This window comes from Terrilactibacillus laevilacticus (assembly GCF_006517395.1).
GTDB classification, from domain to species: Bacteria; Bacillota; Bacilli; order Bacillales; family Sporolactobacillaceae; genus Terrilactibacillus; species Terrilactibacillus laevilacticus.
In genome coordinates this window covers 19,579-31,754 of record NZ_VDCY01000009.1, presented here as the reverse complement: position 1 = coordinate 31,754, position 12,176 = coordinate 19,579, and the positions used below count along the sequence as shown (strand labels likewise).

Genomic DNA, 12,176 nt, shown 5'->3' with positions numbered 1-12,176 from the left:
CTAACTATGATAATCTATAGTATATATGACATATTTTTATCATCTTATGGAGGCTATCATGGTCGAAGTTAGACAATATAAAACAATAAAAGAAAAAGCGATTCATGAAATTGACATACAAAAGTCTCGTTTTATCGCCCATATTTTTCCGGTAACATCGGAAGACGAAGCAAAAGCGTGTATTGAGAGAATTCGAAAAGAACATTGGAAAGCAACGCATAATTGCTTTGCTTATACCGTAGGAGAGAACCAGGCTATTCAAAAAGCAAGTGATGATGGAGAGCCGACAGGAACCGCAGGTGTTCCCATTCTAGAAGTTTTAAAAAAACAACACCTTGAAGATACACTTGTGATTGTCACACGTTACTTCGGAGGAATTAAACTTGGAGCCGGCGGACTCATACGAGCTTACTCAAATTCAACAAGCGAAGGTTTAAAAGTTGCCAAAATAATTGAACGAATACCATCGCAAACGATCAGAATTAATATCGCTTACCCACTGCTTGGCTCCATTGAAAATGCCCTTAGGCAGTCCCCTTATAGTGTCAAAGACATGCATTATACTGAAAATGTCTTGATTGATGTTTATGTCAAACTTGAAGAGATCGATCTATTTAAAAACTGGATGACAGACATCACAAATGCCCAATGCCAAATAGAAACGATCGAGACAGGTTATTTAGACAAAATCATTGAAAATTAGACAATTTTAACACGTAATTTGTATTGTTCAATCGAAAAATATTAGGTAAAATGGGATGTATGATATTTTTTTGTCAAAAGCTATGTTTAAGATATTGAAAAACGATATAATTTCGTTTTCTAGATTATTTATACCCTAACCTAGCTTGGTACAAATCATACAAAAGCAAACCAAAGTTGTATAGATAAAGAAAACTGGCGGATTTGGCTGAACAAATGGCTAACATAAACGAATTCATCACCACTGTTTAAGAGGCCAATTTTTTTATACTTTCTTACTAGTATATACAAAGGAGAACGATGATGGGTAGGATTGAACAAAAAAAGAATATTAAAAAAAGAAATCGAAAGAGAATTATTGTTTCTATTCTTGTTATCTTTTTACTTTTAATTGGTGGTGGTGTTGCCTACGCAACCGTTCTTTACCAAAAGTTCCACAATGTTGCTAATACGGCCCATACCAATCTCGCACGCGGTGACAAATCGGATCTTCGGGATGTCAAGGTAGATCCAATGAATGACAATATCTCTATTTTATTTATCGGTGTTGACAAACGAAAAAATGAACCGAGTCGTTCAGATGCGATGATTCTTGCCACATTTAATCATACCAACGACTCCGTCAAACTCGTGAGTATCCCAAGGGATTCAAAAGTCCAAATCGTTGATCCAACAAATCAAAAAAATTATGGTATGACAAAAATCACGCACGCTCACTATTATGGTGATTTGAATGGAGATAAGGGCGCTGATTACACGATCGCAACCGTTGAACATTTATTTAACATCCCAGTCGATTACTATGTCCAAGTTGATTTTAAAGCTTTTACTAAAATCGTTAATGCCTTAGACGGGGTTGAAGTAAATGTTCCCGTAAAACTCGTGACTCAAAATAGTAAGGATAAGAAAAACGCTATTGTTTTAAATCCAGGAAAACAAACACTTAACGGTGAACAAGCTCTTGCCTTTGTACGTAACAGAAAATCCGCTGGAGCGGGTGGGGACTTCGGCCGCGGAAAACGACAAATGGCCCTAATTAAAGCCATCTTGCATAAAAGTGCAAACATCTCGTCCATTACTAAATATGGTGATGTCATTGATTCATTAAAAGGACATTTTCAAACGAATTTAACATTTAGCCAAATATTAGGTCTGCATAATTACGCTGGTTCTCTTTCAAATATCGATATGATGCAATTAAAAGGAACAGATGATATGTCAACGGGTACCTATTACTTTCAGCTCGATCAAAACTATCTAGAACAAGTCAAAAGTGAATTGAGAGATCATCTAGAATTAGATAAATAATTATGGAAAATTAAATCCCTGTATAGAGATTACAAATTCTATACGGGGATTTTTATGTTTAAACATTGGACTTTTTAGAATCAGGAATCCCATGTTTTAATATCGTAGTATATACCGAAATAATCACAAAAAAAGAGTTGAATCTCCTCTTTAAAGAGAGAGTCTTCAACTCGGACATGCACATAAATTAAGGCTCACTCCAGAAAAGATGATCTCTGAGGAGTGAGCCACTTATTTATCGTCATGATTATTTTGCTTTAGATGAACCAACTAACCTTTTATAAAAATTCAGCATCGGTCGATAATTAACATTAACTAAACCTACAAGCTCAACCACAAGCTCGATAATGAAGAGCACGAACGTAATGATAAGGAAAGATCCCCATAACGTGGATAGTGATAAAACGATGGCTGCAAGAGCAAATAATGCACTCATACCATAGATCAGCAAGACTGTCTCACGATGAGAAAAACCAAATCGTAAGAGACAATGATGCAAATGTGATTTATCCGGAGCTGAAAGTGGTTTTCTGTTCACTACTCGTCTAATAATTGCAAACAAAGTATCAGAAATAGGAACGGCAAGAATAACAACCGGAACAACGAGTGAAAATAACGTGACATTCTTAAATCCTAAAAGGGATAAAATTGAAATAATGTAACCGAGAAAGTAAGCACCCGTATCGCCCATAAATATTTTAGCTGGATTAAAATTATAAGGAAGGAAGCCAACTGTACTACCTATTAGGATGGCGCTAACCATAAAGACGAAGATTTGACCTTGAGCAATGGCAAGACCCGCAATCGTTAATAACACAATCGTCGAGACACCTGCAGCTAATCCATCCAAACCATCTATTAAATTAATCGCATTGGTTATACCAATGATCCAAAGTATCGTTAAAGGAATGCTAAACCAGTGAAGATATAAAACACCGTTAAATGGCAAATTAATAAATTCCACTTGAATCCCACCAGCAACAATGACGATAGCGGAAATAATTTGTGCCAACAGTTTCACTTTTGCAGATAATGTGAATATATCATCTAATATACCTGTCATCACCATAATGAAACTTCCAATAATAATGGACCATGTGTAACTACTTTCTGGTCTCAGGATCAGCATCCCGAGAATAAATGCAAGGTAGATGGCCAAGCCACCTAATCGAGGCATTTTCACTTTATGGACCTTCCTGTTATTTGGTTCATCCGTTGCCCCAATTTTGATGGCAAATTGTTTTACAAGCGGAGTTAAACTTAATGATGCCAAAAAACAAATAAATAATGTCAAATAAACCATCTTGCCACCCCTGCCTAAGTTCATACTCGATATAATCATATTTCTAATTTAAACAACGAGCGAATAAACAAGAAATACGGCCGCCATACTAACGGACTTTAAATGTTTTATATGTGAAATTCCATATTGTTTGTGTAAAGTTTGTTAAGCTTATTTATTACGAATATCATTATAGCACAGCTAAAAAAAATAGCTATTCACTTTGAAAAAAATTTGTTAATTTATGTACAAGTTTGTCAGTAAACATGTTTAAATGACTATGACGTTTAATTGATTGACTTGTCCATACGAAGGCCAAACTTTCCTTATCTTAATATTACCTTAACAATCTTTTTAAAGTCAAAATTTAACACTAATTTTTATAGGCTTTTTTCTAAGAGATTGTAGCTAGTAGCCGGAATAGCAATATTTTCGAAGCCAGCCCTTTTTAACCGAGTTATCTAAACCTAACTCCTCACTTATTCGCTTTAACTTTTCAATTTCTGTCTAATTTGGTGATAAATCCGTATTTTTCTAACATGTCTTTAGTTATATTCTTCTCTAACTGTTCAACTTATGCACGATTCATCTAATTCCCAATACTTATAACGTGCTTCGAGTGTAAAACAGAATCAAGTACGCTTCCATGTGATTGTAAAGAAACAAATTATGGTAGAATAAATAGGGATGGTTATTTCACAAAAAAGGAGAGGAAACCGCATGAACTCTGAATTCTTCAAAAACAATCGAGAAAAATTATACGAAGGACTTGCCGATCCATCGATTACTGTTCTATTCGCAGGGGAAGCACCGCAAAAATCCGCTGATGAAACATATCCTTTCGTACCCAATCGCCATTTTTACTATTTAACAGGACTTGCCGAACCAAAAGTTATCGTGGTAGCCACAAAAGTAAAAGGAAAAGTTACTGAAACCCTTTTTATTGAAAAAGCAGACCCCTTAATGGCTAAATGGGTTGGAGAAACGATCAAACCTGAAGAAGCTAAACGAGTATCCGGAATCTCGGCTATTCAAACACTTGATACATTTAAAACCTTTCTCAAACGCGAACTTTCATCTAAGCAATACACCGAATTATATCTTGATTTAGAAAATGCCTCATGGGAAAGTTTGGCTCGGCCAAGCCATCAATTTGCCCAAAACATTCTCAAACAGTTTCCATATATAAATATTCACGATATTTACCACACTGTTAGCCAAATGCGTCGCATAAAATCTCCTGAAGAAATTGAAAATATACGTCAAGCTGGAAAAATAACAGTAGATGGCATTAAGCATCTCATGAGTCATGCTAAGCCTGGTATGAAGGAATATGAATTAGAAGCTTATTTCAATTTTGTTTTAAAATCCCAAGGTGTCACCGATTTTGCGTTTCCAACCATATGTGCCAGCGGACAAAATGGAACGGTACTTCATTATGCCGATAATCATTCCACCGTTGAAGATGGCAGTCTCGTTCTTTTAGACCTTGGAGCCCAATACCAATATTACAGTGGCGATATCAGTTTCACTTTTCCTGTAAACGGAAAATTTTCTGAACGTCAAAAAGTCATTTATAATATCGTCCTTAAAGCATTAAATGAGTCAACAAAGATCATTAAACCAGGACTATCATTTACTGAGTTCAATCAATTTGGACGAGACCTACTTGCCAAAGAATGTCAAAGAATCGGTTTAATCAATGACCTAGAAGATATAACGAAGTATTACTTCCATAGCTTAGGCCACTCATTAGGTTTAGATACACATGATGTGGGGGATTATCGCCGAAGTGATTATCATTTTGAACCTGGTTTTGTTGTAACGGTTGAACCTGGATTGTATATTGAAGAGGAAGGCATCGGGATAAGGCTTGAGGATGATGTTCTTGTCACGGAAGATGGATATGAAATCCTGACACCTGGTCTTCCGAGAACGGTTGAAGAAATTGAAGCCTTCATGGCTAAATCTTCAAGCCAAGTTCACTAAGTTAGATACATCATTAGAGTTCCAGATTAAATTTATAAAAAGCTCGATTATAAGAGCTTGAGTCTTGTGATTTTCGGCTAGGAAAAAACATCATAATAAAAAATAATAATCCCTATCTCAAGTTAGATTTAACTTAGAGATAGGGATTTTTAGATTGGGATGTTAAAAGTTATTTTTCACTTGAAAAATAACTGGTTAGATAGGTTGTCCATACTTTTTTCCCTTGATTATTTGGTGTGTGACCGTCTTCAGTTGTTAACTTGCTTCTATCTTTAATCTTTTTAGGCCACTCGGTTAAATAATCAAGATACGTTATTCCTTGGTCTTTTGCATAGGTTTTCATTTTGTCAATTCGCTCATTAATATAGTCATATTTCGCAGAATAGTTAGGTGGCTGTACTAAGAACGTCAACTGACTGTATTTATCTGTGAAATTTTTATAAACAAGACTAATCATGGCTTCGGAATCCTCAGTACTCACTTTGTGATCATCGTTATAAATGAAGGGTGTGTAGATAACGACATCAGGCTGGTCGCTTTTTCTCAGTGAGAGAATAGAATCTAATTTTTTATTATAAAAGTCTAAAGAGGTTGATTGACCCATATTCTGCTCATTTACTTTAAATAAATCTGAACCATAAGATTTATTTAATTGCGTTTGCAATTGTTCAGCGACTCCTGTACCATCACTTCCAACGATCATCATAATTTTCACCACGTCATTCCTTGATGAAGCATATCTGATTTTATTCTTTAACGATTCAGGTAATCGAGCTGTTAAATGCTCAATTTTAGATTGTTCTTGCCATTTTCTCATTTTCTCTTTTTGTGCTGTTTGAGTATGATGCGTTTTATCCGCCACTTTCGCATCCGCATAGGTTTTTGATAATTTATGATTCCAAAACATATTCCCACCTATGATCGTTAAAATAAAAATAATAACTAAAACAAGTGCCACTTTCTTCACTAAGTCACCACATCCTAAATAAACGTCTTGTTCTTTATATTGTATCAAAACTATTTATATTTGACTTCATACAAATGTCAGTTATTTTTCTTGACGTAAAATAGTAATATTGACACGACGATTCATCGCCTGATGGGCTTTTGTATCATTCTTGACGATGGGTTGGTATTCTCCATAGCCCACAAAATTCATTCGAGCGGGTTTAAGCTTGTCTTCTTTGATTAAGAAAAACATGACCTGTTGAGCTCTTGCTCCCGATAAATCCCAGTTGGATTGATACTTCGAATGGCCGGTAATTGGATTATTATCCGTATGGCCCTCGATGCTAACATTATTAGGTACTTCATTTAGCATTCCACCAATTTTCTTTAAAACCGGCTTCGCATCGTTTTTTATCTGAGCATCTCCTAGGTCAAATAGAATCTTCTCTCGAAAGGTGAGCTGAACGCCTCGTTCTAAATTAGTTAACGTCACAGCCGGGCTAAGATCGTTTTCTTTTATGTAATTGTCTAATTGAATATAAAGTTTATCAAGGTTCTTCTTGTCTTCATCGCTCTTCTTGGTAACAATAGGTTTCTTCTTAAGGGGAATATCAGGAATGTCCATCGACTGTGATTCAGGAAGTCCCGTATTTTGCAAAATGGCATCACCTTGAAATGCGGTTTTCAATGAGTTTACTAGAGCGTTAAATTTTTTTGCCTCGACCGAACTCATAGAATAAAGCATAATAAAAAAAACAAGGAGTAAGGTAATCAAATCTGAATAGGTAACAAGCCAACGTTCATCATTTCCGTCTTCTTCTTCTCTTCTTCTTCTTCTTTTTCGACTCATGTTACATTTCTCCAGCTTCATCGGCATTACTTAATCGACGTTTTCCATTACTATCGAGAAATGAAGTCAACTTATTTTTTAGTAATGTCGTGTTTTCACCATTAACAATGGATAGTAATCCTTCAATTTGAATTTCTTTTATTAAAACTTCCTGGGCAAGTCGGCCTTTTATTTTTCCGTATAGTGGCAAATAGATTAAGTTAGCACTTGCTACCCCATATAATGTTGCAATAAAGGCAACTGCGATCGATGGCCCTAAAGTATCCGGCTTCTCTAAACTTCCAAGAACATGGACAAGTCCCATAACCGTCCCAATGATCCCCATCGTTGGTGCAAATCCACCAGCGGATTCAAAAACACGGCCAATTGATAAAACATTTTGTTCACGAAGTTCAATATCTCGATTAAGAATATCTTCAATTGATTCAGCATCGACACCGTCTACAATTAATTGAATCCCCGTAAGCAGGAATTCATCATTTTCCAATTCCTCTACTTGACTTTCTAATGCTAAAAGTCCTTCTCTTCTAGATAAATTAGCTAATTCGACTATTTTTTGTATCATCTCTTCAGGCTTATTCGGTTCCTTAAAAAAGGCATATTTTACAGCACGTGGAACTTCCTTAAGAACTGAACTAGGAAAGCTGATAATAATCGCCCCTATTGTACCACCAAATACAATGAGAGCTGCCGTTCCTTCAATTAAAGCTCCAAGAACTCCTCCTTCTAATACAAACCCAACGATTAAAGACGCTATTCCAACGATGAGTCCGATGATCGTTGTCAAATCCATTACTGACCACCCCTTAAAGCGTACACTTTCCATTTTGATATTTTTAAAATTTATCAGATTATTCATTTAGTGCGTGTTCAAAAAGGTGACAAATTAGAGCAAGAAGACTAAGAGCGGCACCAGTTTTCTTTGAACCGGCGTCCCACATGATGTGGTAGCTTTAGGCGCCAGCCACAGGACGTGAGCGATTTTAGCTAGAGATCCTCGTGTATCCATTACATGAGGATTGGAAAAACAAGCGCAGCCTATAATTTGGTGACTTTTTGAACAACCTCTTATAGTATATATCGGTTCATTTTTTGCTTTCTTAAGCTCGTAAGTACATTTCTTCATAGAGCCGACAATTTAGCACTTCATTCCTGAGTTTTGTTTTCAACGGAAAAAATTCTCCCTAGTACACCTCAAGGAGAAAAAACAAAACACATTTTTATTAAAACAAATTTAACTAAATTTGATGAGTTTCTTTTTTCCAACTTTTTCTTTTTAAACTTTTTCAAAAAATACTTAACAATGTCATATCTCAACCGATACAATTAGTATACAGTCTAGTCTCAATCTTTGGTTATATTAACTTATACTTTGTAAGTTAACAATACAATTAAAATAATTGTCACATTTTTTTGACCGTTAAAAATCAATTTTTTGTGATATTTATTACGGTTTATTTGATTGGTAGAAAAATACGAGGAGAAGAATCCTTTATGTCGCAGATACAAACTAGCCAACTAATCGAAGGTATGTTCCTTTATAAAGATGTTTTTATCAACTCTACGATCCTGTTCAAAGCAGGTACTCTAGTGACCAGTGCAATTATAGACGAATTAAATGAACTAGGAATAGAGTCTGTAGTTATAGACAATAAAAGACCCATTTTAAAATATGAAGGTTTACACAATAGATCTACGACAGATGCTCGAGGTTTCGCCCTATCTGAAGAATTCTCGCAACATTTTTCCTTAATCGCCAGTGAATTACGATATGGCCGTGCTTTAAATGCTGAAAATACCTATCAATGGATTAAATCGTTATACATCTATTTACTATCTGACCCGACTGTTGCCCAACTCATACGAGATCTAAAACAGTGGAATATCTACACCTTTAATCATTCATTAGATGTATTTGTCCTAGGTGCATTGCTAGCAAAAATAAGCAATATGAAAAACGTTGAAACCTTTGCATTGGGTTGTTTACTCCATGATATTGGAAAAATGTATACCCCGCGTACGATATTAGACAAGAAAGGCAAGTTAACAGAGCATGAATATGGGATCATTAAAGATCATCCTGTCGATGGTGCAAACATGCTTGAAAAACTTGGTTTCCCACAAACTGTTGTCAAATTAGCTCGTTCTCATCATGAACGTCTTGACAAATCTGGTTATCCTTATCATGCATCTGCATCCGAGTTAGATAAAGATATTCGAATCATCATGATTATTGATGTCTACTCAGCACTAACTTTAAAACGTGCCTATCGTAAACCCGTCCCTGCAACACAAGCGCTTGAAATCATTCTTAAAGATAGCGATAAACAATATGATGTTAATCAATGTTATGATCTTATTAATTTATTGCGTCTCTATCCACAAATGACAGAAGTCATTTTGTCAGACGGCAGACAGGGAACCATCACCTACGACAATGGTTCATCAGAAATGCTGCCAATTGTAAAATTAAAAGACAAAAATAAAATTATTCAACTTCCACGAAATCTATCGACAACCATCACATCGGTTGTTGGTTGGAAAAAGAGTTTAGTAAAAGAAAAGGGAAAACAAAATTGGTATGATTTTATTTTCTCATTGATCAATAATACCAAGATGGAAACACTTCGGCTTTTTGATATTCTTTCTGATAGTAAACGTGTTGAAGATATCTATATTGATATTATTGAAAAAGCCATGAACGAAATACAACATGCAGTGGACAAAAAACAGATCTTAAAAGCCGATCAGTTGGTTGCTATGTACTCATTGCTTCATCTTCTTGACTTTAAAATGGTCGATTTCATAGGAACGATAAGGCAGAAAAATGCCGTCATTGTCGCTAATATCGAAGGATTAAATAACCGCTTACCTCTTCGGATGGTTAATGACTTAATGGAAATTAACGGTATGAAAACAATGTATTTGGGTGAAGTCAATCAACTAGAAGATATTATTCAGTTGATGAAAGCTAAAAAATTGCATACTCTCGCGTTATCATTAACTAAAGAAGAAAGCATTCTACCAATGAAACAACACATTAATATGTTTATAAAGTTTGATCCGCATATTCGAATTCTTGTTCATGGCGAGAAATCTAAATATCTTAGAGAAACCTATAGTAATCTTAATAATGTTGTTTTAACAGAAGACATTCCTGAATTCATATGCGTGTTAAATAATAATACACTTTTTAACAACAAAGACCAGTATAAAAAAACGGGTTCCTCTTCTCGTCATCCCTAAAACGAAACCATCACAAAATCAAGGCGTCTAATTTATTGTCGCCTTGATTCTTTCGTCTCAATTATTAATTAACCACCAAGCTACCTATTTATTATAAGTTCGTGTTCAAAAAGATGACAAATGAAAAGGGTTACTGGCTAAGTACGCTGGCATCCTGCAAGAAACGCCAGTACTAGCCCGTCCTGGGCGTCGGAAGGCTAAGAGCTGGCAGTTTTCTTGGACCCGCATTCCTCGCGTTGTGATAGCTTCTGTCGCCAGCGTGAGCGATCTTAGCTGGAGATCCTCTTGTAACCGCTACATGAGGACCGGAAAAAAAGCAGGCGCCAAAATTCATCGCTTATCATACCTCTATAAGAATATAAGACAACCAATAAATACCATTAGCGTTAGGCTAAAACGTTTGACATGCTTCATACTCACATTCCCCTTTAACCTCTGTAACAATTCACCTCACCCCTATAACCGACTCGAAACTTATTGAAGGCTGTCTATCCCTTAAAAATGAGCAGTTAAACTCAACTAAGAGTTTGATAAAGAAGAAAGATGTTTAATGAAACAATTAGGGTAACAATAATCCAAGAAGCAACAATCGTAAAACGTCTATTTCTTAATTGACCCATTATTTTTTCATTACTTGTAAAAATAATCAGTGGTATTAAGGCGAAGGCAATCCCAAATGATAGGATGACCTGACTAACAACAAGAGCCGATGTCGCATTCACCCCGGTAATGATGATGGCAAGCGGTGGAAGCATCGTGATAAAGCGTCTTAAATAAATTGGAATTCTTTTTCTAATGTATCCTTGCATAATGATATCCCCTGATAATGTCCCAACCGAAGAACTTGATAATCCAGAGGATAATAAGCCGACACCAAAAAGAATAGCTGCAAAAGGACCAATAGTTTTACCGAATTCACTGTATGCGACTTCTAAGTCCTGTACGACGATTCCTTGACCATGAAATAACGCACTGGAGACAACCAGCATGCATCCATTAATGGTTCCTGCGATAATCATCGCAATCAATATATCGATGAATTCAAATTTGAAAATCTTTTTCTTCTCCAATGCATTGCGTCCAACAATGCGATTTTGGGTTAATCCTGAATGCAAATAGATGGCGTGCGGCATAACTGTAGCACCAAGAATACCCGCTGCTAAAAGAATACTATCTACACCTTCAAACTTAGGCGTCACCATCCCTTGAAATAGTGGGGCTAGTTCTGGTTTCGCCATAAAAACTTGCAAACCAAATGCAATCACAACGACAAAGACCATGGCGGCTATCATGATTTCCAAAGGACGGAAACCTCTACGTTGCAATTCTAAAATTAAAAAGGACATCGCCGCGGTGATTAAGGCAGATGGGACCATTGGAATACCAAAAATAAGATACAGACCAAGAGCCGCACCAATAAATTCAGCTAAATCAGTTGCCATAATCATCAATTCACCTTGTATCCATAACCCTACCGACGTCCACTTTGGTACATGTTCACGAGTTATTTCACATAAATTCTTTCCCGTTGCAATGCCAAGTTTTGCAGATAGAGATTGAATGAGGATAGCCATAAGATTGGAAATGACAATAACCCATAATAGCATATAGCCAAATTGTGATCCTGATTGAATATTGGTTGCAAAGTTACCTGGATCAATGTAGGCAACTGCTGCAATAAAAGCTGGGCCGATAAACGGTAATAGCTGACTTAATCCTTTTCGTTTGCCAATCGCTAACTCAAAAGATATCGAATGATTTCTATCTTTACTGTTCGAAGCAGATGAGGAAATATCTTCGCCAGACTGAGTCATTGAAACACCGCTCGATCCTTTATCCATGTGTAAATTT

9 protein-coding genes are annotated in these 12,176 nt (G+C 36.0%); 4 read left to right on the top strand and 5 right to left on the bottom strand.

Annotated features, from left to right (window positions below):
- The first annotated feature begins 58 nt into the window (after window positions 1-58).
- Window positions 59-703 carry a YigZ family protein gene (locus tag FG390_RS10875; protein ID WP_141191065.1) on the top strand — a complete coding sequence of 215 codons (645 nt, stop codon included), beginning with the start codon at window positions 59-61 and terminating at the stop codon, window positions 701-703.
- Window positions 704-1,002: 299 nt separating this feature from the next.
- Entirely contained in the window at window positions 1,003-2,010 is a 1,008-nt protein-coding gene (locus FG390_RS10870) for an LCP family protein (protein ID WP_258311647.1), read from the top strand.
- A 247-nt stretch (window positions 2,011-2,257) separates the two neighbouring features.
- Here FG390_RS10870 and FG390_RS10865 read toward each other — a convergent pair whose 3' ends face one another.
- Window positions 2,258-3,313, bottom strand: a complete 1,056-nt coding sequence (locus tag FG390_RS10865; RefSeq protein WP_141191064.1) for a glycosyltransferase family 4 protein — start codon at window positions 3,311-3,313, stop codon at window positions 2,258-2,260.
- A gap of 699 nt (window positions 3,314-4,012) precedes the next feature.
- Here FG390_RS10865 and FG390_RS10860 point away from each other — a divergent pair.
- Window positions 4,013-5,281: an aminopeptidase P family protein gene (locus FG390_RS10860; protein ID WP_141191063.1), complete on the top strand. Its 1,269-nt coding sequence runs from the start codon at window positions 4,013-4,015 to the stop codon at window positions 5,279-5,281.
- A gap of 169 nt (window positions 5,282-5,450) precedes the next feature.
- Here FG390_RS10860 and FG390_RS10855 read toward each other — a convergent pair whose 3' ends face one another.
- From FG390_RS10855 to FG390_RS10845, 3 genes are all read right to left on the bottom strand, one after another.
- The gene (locus FG390_RS10855) at window positions 5,451-6,248 is read right to left on the bottom strand and encodes an SGNH/GDSL hydrolase family protein (protein WP_141191062.1); all 798 of its coding nucleotides are present in this window, start codon (window positions 6,246-6,248) and stop codon (window positions 5,451-5,453) included.
- Window positions 6,249-6,329: 81 nt separating this feature from the next.
- Window positions 6,330-7,079, bottom strand: coding sequence for a flagellar motor protein MotB (locus FG390_RS10850; protein WP_141191061.1), 750 nt, complete (start codon window positions 7,077-7,079; stop codon window positions 6,330-6,332).
- Window position 7,080: 1 nt separating this feature from the next.
- Entirely contained in the window at window positions 7,081-7,872 is a 792-nt protein-coding gene (locus FG390_RS10845) for a flagellar motor protein (RefSeq protein WP_141191060.1), read from the bottom strand.
- 701 nt (window positions 7,873-8,573) lie between these two features.
- On the opposite strand from FG390_RS10845, the gene FG390_RS10840 reads away from it, so the two are divergent.
- On the top strand, window positions 8,574-10,325 hold the full coding sequence (locus FG390_RS10840; RefSeq protein ID WP_141191059.1) for an HD domain-containing phosphohydrolase: 1,752 nt from the start codon (window positions 8,574-8,576) through the stop codon (window positions 10,323-10,325).
- Window positions 10,326-10,840: 515 nt separating this feature from the next.
- On the opposite strand, the gene FG390_RS10835 is transcribed toward FG390_RS10840, so the two are convergent.
- On the bottom strand, window positions 10,841-12,139 hold the full coding sequence (locus tag FG390_RS10835; protein WP_141191140.1) for an Nramp family divalent metal transporter: 1,299 nt from the start codon (window positions 12,137-12,139) through the stop codon (window positions 10,841-10,843).
- Window positions 12,140-12,176: the final 37 nt, after the last annotated feature.